Source organism: Brevundimonas sp. P2_A6, assembly GCF_056404975.1.
The window spans coordinates 261,059-275,846 of sequence record NZ_JBFUCZ010000003.1 but is presented as its reverse complement, the minus strand read 5'-3'; the positions used below and the strand labels follow the sequence as shown (position 1 = coordinate 275,846).

Below are 14,788 nucleotides of genomic sequence, written 5' to 3'. Positions count from 1 at the left end.
TCAGGCCGGGTTCACGCCTGTGAACCGGTCGGGCGTCAGGAATCGGCGGGTAAACCGGGCCTCCGCGATCGCGCCGTTGAAGTAGTTGACGCGGTTGATGCGGGTGCCGACCGACGCACGGCCGGGTCCCTGGGGCGTGAAGGTGACGACGGCCTCGCCCTGAAGCTCACCGTTGACGAAGGACCGGTAGGTCGTGCCGTCATAGGTCTGGGCGACGTGATGCCAGCGACCGACCGGGTGACGCCTGTCCGGGAACAGCAGGGTCTGGTTGTAGGTCGGCCCCTTGATGAAGGCGTCGAGCGCCCATTCGTCGCCATAGACGCGGATCTCGAACAGGAAGCGGGTGCCGACCGGGGTCTGGCCGGGGGCGACGTCCTCGTCGGCCTGGAGGTGCAGCCAGCGCTGCTCCATCGCGCCGCCGTCGGGCCGGAAGACGGCCTCGAAGGCGAAGGTGGAGGCCCCGGCCAGCGGGTGCCGACCGATGACCAGGGCGTCATCGATGCCATCGAACTGCAGCGCCCCGCCGGGCATCGACGCCGGACCCGCCACAGCCCGGGGCGCGCCCTCGATCGTCAGGGGGGCGTCGATGCTGTCGAGGTCGCCGAAACGCCAGACGATGGGCGCTGCCGACATCGAGCCCGGCCATGACGCGCAGCTTGCCAGAGGCGTCGCGGCCAAACCGGCCAGGACGGCGCGCCGGTCCGGGGAGCTCACGCCGCCGCCTGCAGCGCCTCGATCAGGTCGCCCATGTTGTTGATGAAGGTCTGGGTCGAGATGCCCTCCACCGGGAAGTCGGTGATGTAGGGCGAGGTGTCCCACAGATCGCCGACGCGGGTCGTCTGATACTCGCCGCCCGTGACCGCCTCGGGCGAGGGGCCGTTGTAGGGGTTGGAGGTGTTGGTCAGCAGGCTGGGCCAGTAACCGCGGGCGTTCAGGGCACCGGCCAGTTCGCCAGCGCGGGTCGGGGCGACGGGGCGGGGGCGGCGACCCTCGGTCCCCATGTCCCAGACGCTGACGTCCTTGAGCGTGAAGTATTTCGGCAGGGCGCGGGTGCCAGGGCGCGCCTTCAGAGGCGATGTCGCGATCACCTCCTCCGGTGTCATGGCCGAGGCGGCGGCCAGTTCGGCCCGGATCGCGGCCGTGTCCAGGTTTCGGAACGAGCCGTAGTGGATGATCAGGTTGGTGGGATTGTCGTCGGCGTAATAGTGGCCGTTGCGGATATTGGATCCCCGACGGTGGATGTAGACCGGGGTGTTGGAGCCTTCGAGGATGAAGGTCGGGTGGGTGCGGCCCGGCGCGATCAGGTTCTGGGGCGTCCTGACCTGATCCAGCCAGTCCAGGGCCTCGGGCAGGCGGGCCAGGAATTTGCGGTCGCCGGTCAGCTTGTAGAAGCCGATCATGGACCGGATGTTGGTCGCCGTCGTGTGGGTGGCGAAGGCCTGGGGCTCGATCGTGCGGGCAGGGGCCGGTTTCAGGGTGTCGGGGAAATGCTGCAGGCCCCAGGCCGGCTGGGGCTGGGGCTGCTGGGTGGCGACGAAGATGTCCATGCCGCGCTGGATGGCGTCGACTAGGCGCCGGTCGTTCGAGCCCAGAGCCTGGTGGGCATAGAGCAGGAACTCGATGTTCTCGCCGGCCACGTCATCGTTGAAGGTGATGTAGGGGGTGTAGTCGGCGTGGCCGTGCAGGCCGCCGTTCTCGACGAACGGAAAGCGCTGGGGCCAGCCGCCGTTCGGATACTGGGCGTCCAGGACGAACTGGATCGCCTTGTCTAACGGGGCGCGATATTTGCGCTCGCGCTTCTCAAGATAGACGCGCAGCAGCAGCTGAGACGCCTCGGCCGTGCCGGCGTCGTCGAAGGTGGCGTTGCCGTAGTAGCGCTGGAATTCTTCCAGCCGCCAGGCGTTGCCGCCGATCTTTTCGTACCAGTCCTTCAGGCTCTCCTCGCCCGCCGTGTCGATGACATAGTTCCAGCCGCCGCGCGGGTGCTGGCCCGCGATCAGGGCATCGGCGCAGGCCTTGGCCGCGTCATAGAACTGCGCGTCGCCGGTGGCGTGATAGGCGTCCAGATAGACGTGCCCGACGGTCGCCGTGCCCGGCGGCTGGACCCAGATCATCGTCGGCTTGGCCTCCAGCTCGCCCCAGCGGCGCGAGAAGTCGGGCAGGACCTGCCAGACATAGCCGCCGCCGACCGCGACCTCGTCGGTCATGAAGGCGGTGGCGCGCTTCATGGTGTTCAGGATGGTGGCCCGGTCCGGCGTGGCCTGCGCCAGGACGGGGCCGGCCGCCGCGAAGGTGGCGAGGGCGGCACCGGACGCCAGGACGGCGCGGCGCGACAGGGACGCAGACATGGATAGAGCTCCGGTCGTTTCCAACGAGGCGGTTCTCACGACCGCTGGGCCGCAAGATACACCGATGACACCGGTTTCCTAGTCCCGATTCAGCGCCGGATGTCGAAGCCTTCGGCGGTCATGGCAGCCCGGACCTGGGCCTGATCGAACAGGTTGAAATCGCCGGGGACCGAATGTTTTAGGCCTGCGGCGGCGAGACCGAAGGCCAGCGCCTCGTCGTTGGACCAGCCGCTGTAGATCCCGAACAGGACGCCGGATGCGAAGGCGTCGCCGCCGCCGACCCGATCGACGACACCGGTCAGGGCGATGGGGGCGGCGTGGTGTTCGCCTTCACGGGTGATCAGGACGGCCGACAGGGTCTGGTCGGCGACGCTGTCATTGACGCGCAGGGTGCAGCAGATGCGCTCCAGCGACGGCCAGGTCTGGAACGCGGCCTTCGCGGCGGCGCGGCGGCGCTCGGCGGGATCGGGGTCGTCGAAGGCACGGCCTAGCACCAGAGCGAAGTCGCGGTCGTCGGCGAAGGCCAGGCTGGATGCGGCCAGCATCCGGCCCAGGACGCGCGGCGGATCGCCCGCCCATTCGGCCCACAGCTTGCCCCGGAAGTTTCCGTCGAAGCTGACCTTGACCCCTGCGGCGGTGGCGGCGTCGATCGCCGCGAGGGCGGCGGCCGAGCCGCTGGGCCCGGTCGCGGGCGTGACGCCGGACAGGTGCAGCCATTCGACCCCCTCCAGCAGGGCGGGCCAGTCGAGCGCGCCGTCGATGTGCTGGACGAAGGCCGATCCGGCGCGGTCGTAGAGGACCTCGGACGGGCGGCGCACGGCACCCGGTGTCAGGAAATACAGACCCATCCGACCCGGTCGAAACTGGACGCGTGATGTCTCGACACCATGTTTTCGGACCTCGTCACGGGCGGCATGGCCCAGTGCATTGTCCGGCAGAACGGTCGCGAGCGCGGCCGGTGCGCCGAAGCGGGCCAGGGATACGGCGACATTGGCCTCGGCTCCGCCCGGACGTGCGGTCAGGCCGGGCGACTGCATCAACAGTTCACCGTCGTTGGGCGTGAGACGCAGCAGCATCTCGCCGAAGCAAAGAATAGACATGCCGCTAAGCTAACCGGGCTTTAGCGAGCGAGCCAGCCGCCATCGACCGGAAGCGTGATGCCCTGCACATAGTCGGAGGCCGCCGACGCCAGGAAGACCGCCGCCCCGCCGATGTCGGACGGCTGTCCCCAGCGCCCGGCGGGGATGCGACCGAGGATTTCCTTGGAACGGACCGGGTCGTCCTGAAGCGCCTGGGTGTTGTCGGTGGCGAAATAGCCGGGGGCGATGGCGTTGGCGTTGACGCCATGCTTGGCCCACTCGTTGGCCATCAGCTTGGTCAGGCCCGCGACCCCCGACTTCGACGCCGTATAGGACGGCACGCGGATCCCGCCCTGGTAGGACAGCATGGAGGCGGTGTTGATGATCTTGCCGCCGCGGCTGCCGGCGATCATGTCGCGAACGACCGCCTGGGACAGGAAGAAGACCGACTTCAGATTGACGTTCAGGACCGCGTCCCAGTCCTCCTCGGTGAAGTCCACGGCATCGGCGCGACGGATGATGCCGGCGTTGTTGACCAGAATGTCGATGGGCCCGAGCCCCTCGGTCGCTTCCCGAACGATGCGGTCGATCGGCTCCATTGAGCCCAGGTCGGCCTGGATCGAGATCGCCTTGACCCCCTTGGCCAGGCACTGGCCGACGGTCTCGTCCGAGGCGCGACGGGCGACCGAGGCGATGGAGGCCCCGGCATCGGCAAGCGCCAGGGCGATGCCCTGACCGATCCCGGTGTTGCCGCCGGTGACGACGGCGACCTTGCCGGTCAGGTTGAAAGGATTGGCCATGCTCACCACTTCGAATGCGCGACGGGAAGGTTACCCGTCCAGAAAATGCCGGTCGACACCCCGGACCCGTCGCGCTTGGTAACCGGTGTCAAAACCAGATGCAAATGGTCGCGCGAAGGGGTAAAGCCGTCGCCAACCCCAAAAACCCGACGAGAGGACAACCCATGAAAATCGCCCTGATCATCGAGAACAGCCAGGCCGCCAAGAGCGCCATCGTTCACGACGCCCTGAACGCCGTCGCCGTGCCGCTGGGCCACGAGGTGTTCCACTACGGCATGTACACGCCCGAGGATAAGGCCTCGTTGACCTACATCATGAACGGCCTTCTGACGGGTATCCTGCTCAACTCGGGGGCCGCCGACTTCGTCGTCACCGGCTGCGGGACGGGGACGGGATCGATGCTGGCGGCCAACGCCATGCCGGGCGTGTTCTGCGGCCTGATCATCGACCCGACCGACGCCTTCCTGTTCGGCCAGATCAACGACGGCAACGCCATCGCCATGCCCTATGCCAAGGGGTTTGGCTGGGCTGCGGAGCTGAACCTGCAGGACGTCTATCGCAAGCTGTTCGAGGGCGAGCGCGGCCTGGGCTATCCCAAGGAGCGCGCCGAGATCATGCGCAAGAATCGCGGCATCCTGAAGGACCTGAAGGCCGTCACCTGCCACGACATGCTGACGGTCCTGAAAAACGTCGACCAGGACCTGCTGAAGGCGACCGTCGCCGGCGAGAAGTTCCAGGAATACTTCTTCGCCAACGCCACCGACGAAGGCATCCGCGACTACATCAAGGGCCTGGTCGGGGCAAAGGTGCTCGAAACGGCTTGAGGCGACGGCTCTCCCTCCCCCGCGGGGGGAGGGAGAAGGTCGGTCTCAGAGCGCCCGCGCCGAATCCCTGACCACCAGCGACGGCCTTACCTCGGGCTGGTTCAGCCTGGCCGGATCCAGCCCGCGCATCGGCGCCAGCAGCTTCTCCGCCGCCATCCGTCCCATGTCGCGGATCGGCAGCCGGACCGAGGTCAGGTTCGGCCAGACCCGCGAGGCCATCGGCAGATCGTCGTAGCCCACCACCGACAGATCCCGGGGAATCTCCAGACCCATGTCGCGCGCGACCTTGAATACCCCCAGGGCCATTTCGTCGTTGCCGGTGAAGATGGCGGTCGGCGGTGGATCGAGCGTCAGAAGCGTCCGGGCCGCCTCGACCCCCGATTCGAACGTATAGGCCCCCACCGCCACATAGCGATCGTCGAGGGCCAGCCCCTTTTCCGCCAGACCTTCGCGGAAACCTCCGCCCCGCACCGCGCTGGAGCGGAACAGCTCGGGACCGGAGATGAAGCCGATCCGGCTGTGGCCAAGATCCGCGAGATGACGCCCCGCCTCCGCCGCGCCCAGGTGGTCGTTGGTGACCAGCATCGACCCGGCGGTATCCAGCGCGATAGAGGCGATGCGGACGTAGGGGCAGTCGAGATCGCGCAGGGTCTGGATTACGCGCTCATCTTCCGACACGGACGGCGGCAGGATCACGCCGAACAGCTTCTGACGCTCCACGAAGGCGCGGACGTCGGAGACGACGGTGTCGGACTGGCGCGAGCAGGGGTGGACGACCAGTTCGAGGCCGGACCCCTTCAGAGCATCCAGAACGCCCTGCTGCATGTTGACGACATAGTTGGGACTGGGGTTGTCGTAGATCAGGCCGACCAGGAACGAGCGACGGAAGGCCAGGCCCCGCGCCTGCAGATCCGGCACGAACCCCAGGTCGTCGATGACGGCGGTGACCTTCACGCGGGTTTCCTCGCGCACGAAGGGCGATTGGTTGATGACCCGCGATACGGTCTTCTTGGACACCCCGGCGATACGCGCCACGTCGTTGATCGTGGGCCGCTTGCCCGGTTTCAGACCGGCGGGCGCCGGAGCGATATCGTCGTCGGCCAAGCTCGACCTCATTCAGTGCAACCAAAAGCCTTACAGGCGCGCGGCGCGGGATGCCATGGTGGGATTGCGAAGCCCGAGACCGTTGACACCGGTTACCATCCCCGTCAGTTATTCGCCGATCCGGCGGCAAGACCGGCACAGGCACATATGTAGGGACGGCGCGTGACGGGTATCTGGCAAGATTGGGCAGGGGCATGAGCGCCACGGACGTGACCTCCCTCAGCGACACGGCGTCGGACATCGCGGGCCGGTTCGTCGACGCGCGCCTGGCCCTGCGGGGCTTTCCGGACTATCCGGGCCGCATTCCCACGAGCATGGAAGAGGCCTACGCGACGCAGGAGGCGGCCATCGAGCTGTTTCCCGATCGGATCATCGGCTGGAAGGTCGGCATGGTGCCGCCCGCCCAGCAACCGAGCCTGAACGCCCGGCGCCTGGCTGGACCGATCTTCTCCCGCAACCTGTGGCTGGCGGGCGACGAGCCCACGCCGCTGCCGGCCATCCCCGGTGGTTTCGCGGCGGTTGAGGCCGAGTTCGTGGCGCGCATCGGTGTGATCGATCCGGCCAAGACCGACTGGACCCTGGATGAGGCGACCGCCTGCATCGCCTCCCTGCACATCGGGGTAGAACTGGCCGGCAGCCCGCTGTCGACCATCAACGACCTCGGCTCGGCCGTGGTGGCCTCCGACTTCGGCAACAACGGCGGTCTGGTTTTGGGCCCCGAGATCGAGGACTGGGCCGCACGTCTGGACGGAATCGAGGTCGAGACGACCGTGGACGGTGCCGTGATCGGGACCGGCACGGCCAACTCCATTCCTCTGGGCATTCTGGAATCGGTGCGCTTTCTAATCGAGCATCTGGCGCGTCGCGGGCGTCCGGTGTCGGAGGGGACGCTGATCTCCACCGGTGCCGTCACCGGCGTGCATCAGGTCCGGATTGGTGCCCGCTCCATCTGCGCCTTCTCGGGCGTGGGCGAAATCCATTGCGCGGTCGTCACGGCCGGCGCTTGATCAATTCCTCCGGAATCCGTCGCGCCGCGTCCGCGGTGACAAGGCGGGTCAGGACGCGGAAACAGTAAGGACGGCCTCAATGACCGACGCCACGGCGAAACCCGTCGAACCGATCCAGATCCAGCCGCCCGCAGGCAAGTATCGCTGGGTGGTGGTGTGGCTGTTGTTCGCGGCCATGGTCATCAACTACGTCGATCGTCAGGCGCTGGGCGTGCTGAAGCCGACGCTGATGGACGAGTTCGGCTGGACCGAGAGCAACTATGCGGACATCGTCTTCTGGTTCCAGGCCTCCTATGCGGTGTCCTATCTGATCTGGGGTCGGCTGGTCGACAGGATCGGGGCCCGGTGGGGGTTCGGCCTGGCCTTCATCATCTGGCAGGTCGCTTTCATTGCCCACGCCGGCATTCGCAGCCTGAACACCGCCATCTTCGCGCGTCTGGCTCTGGGCGTCGGCGAGGGCGGGGGCTTCCCGGCGGGCATCAAGGCGGTGACCGAATGGTTCCCCAAGAAGGAGCGCGCCTTCGCTGTCGGCCTGTTCAACGCGGGCACCAATATCGGCGCGATCGTCACCCCGCTGATCATCCCCTTCATCGCCTCGATCTGGCTGGGCACGGTGGCCGAGCCGAACTGGCGCATGGCCCTGATCATCGTCGGCATCGCGGGCCTGATCTGGGTGCCGATCTGGTTCGCCGTCTACAAGCGCCCCCGCGAGCACAAGAAGGTCACGCCCGCCGAGCTGGCCTGGATCGCGCAGGACGCGCCCGATCCGGTTCATAAAATCGGCTGGTTCAAGCTGCTGACCGTCAAGGAAACCTGGGCCTATGCGCTGGGCAAATTCCTGATCGATCCGATCTGGTGGTTCTTCCTGTTCTGGCTGCCAGGCTTCCTGCAGAAGCAGTACGACCTGAACATCCTGACCTTCGGCCCGCCGTTGATCGCCATCTATCTGCTGAGCGACGTCGGGTCAGTGGGCGGCGGCTGGCTGTCCAGCCAGTTCCTGAAGCGCGGCATGAGCCTGAACGCGGCGCGCAAGATCACGATGCTGATCTGCGCCCTGGCTGTCACCCCCGTCGCCTTCGCGGGCAATATCGACAACATGTGGCTGGCGGTGCTGGTCATCGGGGTCGCGACGGCCGCGCACCAGGGTTTTTCGGCAAACCTCTACGCCATGCCGGGCGACGTCTTTCCGCGCTCGGCGGTCGGGTCGGTCGTGGGCATCGGCGGCATGATCGGCGGCTTCGGCGGCATGGCGATGGCCAAATACGCCGGCTATGTGCTGGACAAGATCGGCAGCTATACGCCCATCTTCATCGTGGCGGCGTCGGCCTATCTGGTGGCCTTGCTGGTCATCCACATCCTGTCGCCGCGATACGCGCCCGCCAAGGTCTGACACCCTTCGGGCTGGACGGGCGCGGGCGGGGGTAGCAATACAGCCGCTTCCCAGCCCGGAGGCCCGCCTTGTCCCACGCGTTCCCGATCCCGTCGCCCGCTGAATGGCGCGTCGAGGCCGAGAAGGCGCTGAAAGGCAGACCGCTCGAGGGGCTGGTCCATCTGGATGCCGACCACCTGACCACGCGGCCGCTCTATGGCCGGGCCAATGCGACCGAGGCCGTGTTCGCGCCACGCGGGTCGGACGCCGATGGTCGGGCCTGGGATCTGCGAACGCTTGTCGAAGGCGACGATCCGGACTTGGTCAATGCGGCCGTGCTGGCCGATCTGGAGGCCGGGGCGGCGTCGGTGATCCTGTCCGGGGCGGTGCTGGCTGATTCCGAGCCCCTTGGGCGGGCGCTGGCGGGCGTGGCAATGGAGCTGGCCCCCGTCGCGCTGTACGCCGGGATCGACGGGCCGGACGCCGCCAACGCGCTGGCGGTCGTGGCCAAGGGGGCACCGCGCGCCAGGCTGATGTTCCACATGGATCCGCTGACCGCCTTCGCGGCGACGGGCGGGTCGCCCCGATCGATCGAAGGCCACATCGGGTTGGCGGCCAACACGGCGGCGCGCCATGCCGGCGCCTATCCGGAGGCGACCTTCTTTCTGGCCACGGGCCGGGCGACGCACGAAGCCGGCGGATCGGCAGGGCAGGAGCTGGGCTTCGCCGCCGCCGCCGCCGCGGTCTATCTGAAGGCGGCGGTCGAGGCGGGTCTGCCGATCGAGCGGGCGGTGGCGGGGACGGTGCTGGGGGTCAGCGTCGATGCGGAATATTTCGATGGGCTGGCCAAGGTGCGGGCGCTGCGGCTGATCTGGCGATCGATCAGCCGGGCCTTCGGCCACGAGGCACCGGCGCGGATCGAGGCTCGGTCGTCGCGGCGGATGCTGGCGGCCACGGACCCCTGGCCCAACCTGCTGCGGCTGACGGCGGCCGGGTTCGCGGGCGCGGTGGGTGGCGCGGACGCGGTGGTGCTGGACGGGTTCAGCCGGGCGGTCGGGCGGCCGGATGCCTTCGCCAGACGCACGGCGCGCAACACCCAGCTGATCCTGATGGAAGAGGCACACATCGGACGGGTCGCCGATCCGGCGGCCGGCTCCTGGTATCTGGATCATCGCACGCGCGACCTGGCCGAGGCGGGTTGGGTCGAGTTCCAGCGGATCGAGCGCGAGGGCGGCATCGTCGCCTCCCTGCGCGGCGGGGCCTTGCAGCAGCGGATCGCGGCCTCGCGGGCGGCGGGCAAGGCGCGTCTGGCCGACGGCGGTGGCCAGATGGTCGGGGTGACCAAGTTTGTCGATGCGGATGTGCGGCCTGTGGCGGTCGAGAACGCGGCGGTTCCGTCGGTGGATCACGACGGGCACCGATGCCAGCCGCTGACTCCGCTGCGCTGGGCCGAGGCGTTCGAAGGGGAAGTGGTGGCATGAGCGGTCCCGATTTCACCAGGACGACGCTGGACCTGTCGCCGCTGGACGGCGCAGTGGATCGTGCGCCCATCCGTACGCCCGAGGGCATCGACATCGCCGGTGCCTATGATGCATCGGCTATCGCCGACCTGAGTTTCACCGACGGCCTGCCCGGCTTCGCGCCGTTCGTGCGCGGACCCTATCCGACCATGTATGCGTCCAACCCCTGGACCATCCGCCAGTACGCCGGCTTCTCGACCGCCGAGGCGTCGAACGCCTTCTATCGCCGCAACCTCGCCGCCGGGCAGAAGGGGCTGTCGATCGCCTTCGACCTGGCCACACACCGGGGCTACGACTCGGACCATCCGCGCGTGGCGGGCGACGTCGGCATGGCGGGGGTGGCCATCGATTCCATCCTGGACATGCGGACCCTGTTCGACGGCATCCCGCTGGATCAGATGTCGGTGTCGATGACCATGAACGGCGCGGTGCTGCCGATCCTGGCGCTGTATGTCGTGGCGGCCGAGGAACAGGGGGTCCCGCACGCGGCCCTGACCGGCACCATCCAGAACGACATCCTGAAGGAGTTCATGGTCCGGAATACCTACATCTATCCGCCCGGACCCTCGATGCGGATCATCGCCGACATCTTCGCCTGGACGGCGCAGGAGACGCCGAAGTTCAACTCGATCTCCATAAGCGGCTATCACATGCAGGAGGCCGGGGCCTCGGCCGATCTGGAGCTGGCATACACCCTGTCCGACGGGCTGGAGTACATCCGCGCCGGCGTCGCGGCGGGCATGGACGTCGATCGGTTCGCACCCCGCCTCAGCTTCTTCTGGGCCATCGGCATGGACTATTTCATGGAGGTGGCGAAGCTCCGCGCCGGTCGCCTGCTGTGGGCCGAAGCCGTGCGGGACGAGTTCTCGCCGAAGGATGCCCGTAGCCTGAGCCTTCGGGCGCATTGTCAGACCTCCGGCTGGTCGCTGGCGGCGCAGGACGTGTTCAACAACGTGCCCCGAACGATGATCGAGGCCATGGCGGCGGCGGGGGGGCAGACGCAGTCGCTGCACACCAACTCGCTGGACGAGGCCCTGGCCCTGCCGACGGATTTCTCGGCCCGGATCGCGCGCAATACCCAGCTGTTGCTGCAGCTGGAGACCGGCCTGACCAGGGTCATCGACCCCTGGGGTGGCAGCTTCTTCGTCGAGCGGCTGACCCACGAACTGGCCGAGCGCGCCCGGGCGCACATGGCCGAGGTGCGCGAACTGGGTGGCATGGCTGCGGCCATCGAGGCCGGCCTGCCCAAGCTGCGCATCGAGGAAGCCGCCGCCCGGACCCAGGCCCGGATCGACACGGGCCAGCAGACGGTGGTTGGCGTGAACCGCTATCTGAACGACACACCCGACGACATCCCGGTAATGAAGGTCGATAACGCAGCGGTCCTGTCGGCGCAGATCGACAAGCTGAAGCGGCTGCGCGCCGAGCGCGACGAGACGAAATGCCAGGCCGCACTGACGGCCCTGACAGAAGGGGCCAAGGGCTCGGAGAACCTGCTGGAGCTGTGCGTCAGGGCGGGTCGCGCCCACGCCACGGTCGGAGAGATGTCGGATGCGCTGGAGGCCGCTTTCGGCCGCCATGTCGCCACGGTGAAGACGGTCTCGGGCATCTATGCCCGTGAGGCCGGTGCGAATCCGAAGATCAGCCGGGCGCGCGACATGGTCGCCGCCTTCGTCGAGAACGACGGCGGGCCGCCCCGTATCCTGATCGCCAAACTGGGCCAGGACGGCCACGACCGGGGTCAGAAGGTGGTGGCCACTGCCTATGGCGACCTGGGGCTGGACGCCGTGGCGGGGCCGCTGTTCCAGACGCCGGCGGAGGCGGCGCGCGACGCCGTGGCCAACAACGTCCACGTCGTGGGGGCCTCGTCGCTGGCGGCGGGGCACCTGACGCTGGTTCCCGCGCTGAAGGCCGAGCTGGAGAAGTTGGGGCGACCGGACATCATGATCACCGTCGGCGGGGTGATCCCGCCCGGCGACGTCCAGACCCTGATCGACATGGGCGCGGCGGCTGTCTATCCGCCCGGATCCGTCATCGCCGACACGGCCATCGACCTGATCGAGAAGCTGAACCTGCGCCTGGGCTACGCCCAGAAGGCCTGAGCCGATCAGGGACGATCGCGCGGGGGGATGGCCGCGATGTCGGCCTCCGTCAGCCGACGTTCCACCCGGGCGCGACAGGGGATGTTGGCCAGGCTCGAACCGCTGCCGGAAATCAGCTGGGTGGTATCGCCGACGCAGATCCTGCTGGAATCGCCCAGGTCCTGTCGGATCTGGATGGCGTTGGTGAAGTTCAGGTCCGTGCATCCGCCGGACCGCAACTCGAACACATCGCGGTTCAGAACCTTCAGGTAGATGCTGCGGTCGTCGCCTCCCTGACGGAAGTTGGTGACCTGGGACGGCGTGAAACACTGCCGAGCCCCGGACGCGGCGGTCATGGAGGGGTCGGTCTCGCTGCCCGCCATGGGAGCGCAGGCGGCGAGGGCGGATAGGCTGGCGAGGACGGCGATACGGCGCATCGGCTTTACTCCCTGTTGAACCTCAACCCTCCTGCGAACCCGGGGGTTCCGCAAGTGCGCGCACCGCCGCGCGTGCCGGATCGACGCGGTCCGCAATGTCGGAGGGCAGGGGCGACGGGCGACCGAGCAGCCTGGCCACGACATGCTCCGCCAACAGGGGTGACAGACAGAAACCTCGCGAGCCGAGACCGCCCAGAACGAACAAGCCTGGTCTGTCCGGAACCGCGCCGGCGAGCGGCAGGCGGTCGCGCGTCGTGGCGCGGATCGCGGCGCGAGAGCGGATGGCGGCCGGATCGATTCCGGCGACCAGGTCCGGGAAACGGGTCGCCAGAGCGGCCAGATTCCGGGCGGTATCCGCCGGGCGGGTCTCGGTGGCGACCTGGTCCCGATCGTGGGTGGCTCCGAACAGGAAACCGTCGCGGGTCGGGGCGACATAACCGCCCCAGGCCGTCGCACCGGGGCCATGACCCTGAACCCATTCCGCCTGGCCCCTCACGGGCGAGAGGGCGACGTCGCCGGTCAAGCCCGCATTGCCGATGCCCGCGCACAGGATGGCGGCATCGACCTCGGCCAGGGTTCGGCCCTCCGGATCGAGCATTCGCCAGCCCTCCGTGCCGGGGGTGATGGTCGCCACTGCCCCGGTCTTCAACGGTTCGGGCAACCAGGCCGCCAGAATGATTTGGGGCGCGACGGTGAAGGCGTCACGCATGACAAGGGCACCGTCGTCTCGCAGGGTCATGCAGCCATCCGACCAGATCGGCTGATCGACGATCCGCGCGAAGCGGGAGAGGTCGCGCTCGCCCGCCGGCATCTGCACGACACCGTGGGTCAGGACGGCGTCGGGAATGGCGCTGTAAGCCGTTCGGGCCCGCTTTGTCGCCTGGGCGAACAGGGCGGCGATCGCGCCGTCGCCGAGGTCGAATCGCGCGGTCACCAGGGCCGCTGGAAAGCCAGAACCGCCATGGCCCCGCCCGACGGCCTCGAACACTATCGGCTGGAGCCCCTGGGCCTTGAGGGCCCGAGCGACGGAGGCCCCGGCGATGCCCGCGCCGACCACCGCGATCCGGGTCGGGTGCGGCGGCTGAGGGGTGCGAGGACGCTCCTGGGCGCGGCGACGCGCTTCGAGGCGCTGACGCTTGCGGCCGTGGCCCGGCATCTTTTCGACCTGGAATCCGCGCTCGGACAATCGACGTCGGACATCCCCCGCCACCGTGAAGGTCGCGATCCTGGCATCCGGCGCCGATCGAGCCGTGATCGCATCCATGACCCCTTCCGACCACATGTCGGGATTGCTGGCGGGGCTGAAGCCGTCGAGGAACCACGCGTCGGCGATGCCGGACCACTGTGTCAGAGCCCAGTCGACCGGGCCGACGGCGAGATCCAGCGTCGCGTCGAACCCGGGCAGGTCGATGCGATGAAACCCCGGGGTCGAAGGGGGCCAACTGGAAAAAAGCGCGTCGGCAGCGGATGCGATCTCGGGCCAGCGCGACAGGGCTCGGTGAGCCTCGTCGCGACCCAGGGGAAAACCCTCGACCGAGAACAGGCTGAGGTGCTGACCGGTGGTCCGGGTCCGCTGCCAGAGGTCGAGCACGGCGACGATGTTCAGACCAGTGCCGAACCCCAGTTCCGCGATCGTGTAATGATCCCGATCGGCCCAGGCACCCGGCAGGCCGCAGCCGTCGACGAAGACGGCACGGCTCTCACTCAGGCCATCCTCGGCCGAGAAATAGACGTCGCCGAACCGGCCCGAGCGCGGCTCGTCAGCCTCGGTCCAGACGAGCTGTGGATCGCGATCGGCAGGGACGCTCATGGGCGGGGATTACCGGGTGCAGGCGCAATGAAAAAGGGGCCGCCCGTGGGCGACCCCTTCTCAGGACGAGGATGACCTCGTCCAAACGTTCAGAGACCCTAAGGTCTTAGTGGGCGGCGGGCTTTTCAGCCGGAGCCATCGCGCCGTCGGCGGCGGCCGGAGCCGGGGCCATCGCGCCATCGGCGGCGGGGGCCATGGCAGCGGCGTCGGTGGCGGCGCCAGCGGCAGCGGCAGCGTCGGTTGCGGCAGCGTCGGCGGTCGCGGCGGCGTCCGTGGCGGTGTCGGCAGCGGCGGTCGCGTCAGCGGCGGCGGCGTCGGCCTTGTCTTCAGCGGCGGGTTGGCAGGCGGCCAGGGCCAGAGCGGCGGCCGAGGCGGCGATCAGGGCAACGATGCGCATTGGAGGTTTCCT

13 protein-coding genes are annotated in these 14,788 nt (G+C 68.3%); 5 read left to right on the top strand and 8 right to left on the bottom strand.

The features are described 5' to 3' along the window. The 4 genes from AC1DW4_RS10285 to kduD form a co-directional block, all read right to left on the bottom strand. A complete protein-coding gene (locus AC1DW4_RS10285) occupies positions 1 to 633 on the bottom strand; it encodes a LamG domain-containing protein (protein ID WP_477017167.1) in 633 nt (210 codons plus the stop codon). 77 nt (positions 634 to 710) lie between these two features. Further along, positions 711 to 2,348, bottom strand: coding sequence for a pectate lyase (locus AC1DW4_RS10280; protein ID WP_477017166.1), 1,638 nt, complete (start codon positions 2,346 to 2,348; stop codon positions 711 to 713). 89 nt (positions 2,349 to 2,437) lie between these two features. Next, a complete protein-coding gene (locus AC1DW4_RS10275; RefSeq protein WP_477017165.1) occupies positions 2,438 to 3,448 on the bottom strand; it encodes a sugar kinase in 1,011 nt (336 codons plus the stop codon). A gap of 20 nt (positions 3,449 to 3,468) precedes the next feature. Continuing rightward, a complete protein-coding gene (gene kduD, locus AC1DW4_RS10270; protein WP_477017164.1) occupies positions 3,469 to 4,227 on the bottom strand; it encodes a 2-dehydro-3-deoxy-D-gluconate 5-dehydrogenase KduD in 759 nt (252 codons plus the stop codon). A 164-nt stretch (positions 4,228 to 4,391) separates the two neighbouring features. Here kduD and AC1DW4_RS10265 point away from each other — a divergent pair, with 164 nt between their 5' ends. Beyond that, positions 4,392 to 5,051: an RpiB/LacA/LacB family sugar-phosphate isomerase gene (locus tag AC1DW4_RS10265; RefSeq protein ID WP_477017163.1), complete on the top strand. Its 660-nt coding sequence runs from the start codon at positions 4,392 to 4,394 to the stop codon at positions 5,049 to 5,051. A gap of 45 nt (positions 5,052 to 5,096) precedes the next feature. Here AC1DW4_RS10265 and AC1DW4_RS10260 read toward each other — a convergent pair whose 3' ends face one another. After that, a complete protein-coding gene (locus tag AC1DW4_RS10260) occupies positions 5,097 to 6,155 on the bottom strand; it encodes a LacI family DNA-binding transcriptional regulator (protein WP_477017162.1) in 1,059 nt (352 codons plus the stop codon). A gap of 194 nt (positions 6,156 to 6,349) precedes the next feature. Here AC1DW4_RS10260 and AC1DW4_RS10255 point away from each other — a divergent pair, with 194 nt between their 5' ends. The 4 genes from AC1DW4_RS10255 to scpA all read left to right on the top strand — a co-directional run bounded on the left by AC1DW4_RS10255 (position 6,350) and on the right by scpA (position 12,153). Beyond that, positions 6,350 to 7,162 (top strand): 2-keto-4-pentenoate hydratase, encoded by an 813-nt coding sequence (locus AC1DW4_RS10255; RefSeq protein ID WP_477017161.1) that lies wholly within the window; start codon positions 6,350 to 6,352, stop codon positions 7,160 to 7,162. A 79-nt stretch (positions 7,163 to 7,241) separates the two neighbouring features. After that, entirely contained in the window at positions 7,242 to 8,552 is a 1,311-nt protein-coding gene (locus AC1DW4_RS10250; RefSeq protein ID WP_477017160.1) for an MFS transporter, read from the top strand. A gap of 68 nt (positions 8,553 to 8,620) precedes the next feature. Then, on the top strand, positions 8,621 to 10,012 hold the full coding sequence (locus AC1DW4_RS10245; protein ID WP_477017159.1) for a methylmalonyl-CoA mutase family protein: 1,392 nt from the start codon (positions 8,621 to 8,623) through the stop codon (positions 10,010 to 10,012). Continuing rightward, entirely contained in the window at positions 10,009 to 12,153 is a 2,145-nt protein-coding gene (gene scpA / locus AC1DW4_RS10240) for a methylmalonyl-CoA mutase (RefSeq protein ID WP_477017158.1), read from the top strand. The genes AC1DW4_RS10245 and scpA overlap by 4 nt, the downstream gene beginning before the upstream one ends. Before the next feature lie 5 nt (positions 12,154 to 12,158). Here the strand turns inward: scpA and AC1DW4_RS10235 are convergent, their stop codons facing one another. The 3 genes from AC1DW4_RS10235 to AC1DW4_RS10225 all read right to left on the bottom strand — a co-directional run bounded on the left by AC1DW4_RS10235 (position 12,159) and on the right by AC1DW4_RS10225 (position 14,776). Next, the gene (locus tag AC1DW4_RS10235) at positions 12,159 to 12,569 is read right to left on the bottom strand and encodes a DUF6491 family protein (RefSeq protein ID WP_477017157.1); all 411 of its coding nucleotides are present in this window, start codon (positions 12,567 to 12,569) and stop codon (positions 12,159 to 12,161) included. A 22-nt stretch (positions 12,570 to 12,591) separates the two neighbouring features. Further along, entirely contained in the window at positions 12,592 to 14,379 is a 1,788-nt protein-coding gene (mnmC2, locus tag AC1DW4_RS10230) for a tRNA (5-methylaminomethyl-2-thiouridine)(34)-methyltransferase MnmC2 (RefSeq protein ID WP_477017156.1), read from the bottom strand. 106 nt (positions 14,380 to 14,485) lie between these two features. Continuing rightward, positions 14,486 to 14,776, bottom strand: coding sequence for a hypothetical protein (locus AC1DW4_RS10225; RefSeq protein WP_477017155.1), 291 nt, complete (start codon positions 14,774 to 14,776; stop codon positions 14,486 to 14,488). Between the last annotated feature and the right edge of the window lie 12 nt (positions 14,777 to 14,788).

Excerpts from the sequence above, each read along its gene's own strand:
- AC1DW4_RS10250 (WP_477017160.1), top strand. The coding sequence starts at position 7,242 with ATGACCGACGCCACGGCGAAACCCGTCGAACCGATCCAGATCCAGCCG.
- AC1DW4_RS10255 (WP_477017161.1), top strand. The coding sequence starts at position 6,350 with ATGAGCGCCACGGACGTGACCTCCCTCAGCGACACGGCGTCGGACATC.
- AC1DW4_RS10225 (WP_477017155.1), bottom strand. The coding sequence starts at position 14,776 with ATGCGCATCGTTGCCCTGATCGCCGCCTCGGCCGCCGCTCTGGCCCTG.
- AC1DW4_RS10265 (WP_477017163.1), top strand. The coding sequence starts at position 4,392 with ATGAAAATCGCCCTGATCATCGAGAACAGCCAGGCCGCCAAGAGCGCC.
- mnmC2 (WP_477017156.1), bottom strand. The coding sequence starts at position 14,379 with ATGAGCGTCCCTGCCGATCGCGATCCACAGCTCGTCTGGACCGAGGCT.
- AC1DW4_RS10285 (WP_477017167.1), bottom strand. The coding sequence starts at position 633 with ATGTCGGCAGCGCCCATCGTCTGGCGTTTCGGCGACCTCGACAGCATC.
- AC1DW4_RS10280 (WP_477017166.1), bottom strand. The coding sequence starts at position 2,348 with ATGTCTGCGTCCCTGTCGCGCCGCGCCGTCCTGGCGTCCGGTGCCGCC.
- AC1DW4_RS10275 (WP_477017165.1), bottom strand. The coding sequence starts at position 3,448 with ATGTCTATTCTTTGCTTCGGCGAGATGCTGCTGCGTCTCACGCCCAAC.
- AC1DW4_RS10235 (WP_477017157.1), bottom strand. The coding sequence starts at position 12,569 with ATGCGCCGTATCGCCGTCCTCGCCAGCCTATCCGCCCTCGCCGCCTGC.
- scpA (WP_477017158.1), top strand. The coding sequence starts at position 10,009 with ATGAGCGGTCCCGATTTCACCAGGACGACGCTGGACCTGTCGCCGCTG.
- kduD (WP_477017164.1), bottom strand. The coding sequence starts at position 4,227 with ATGGCCAATCCTTTCAACCTGACCGGCAAGGTCGCCGTCGTCACCGGC.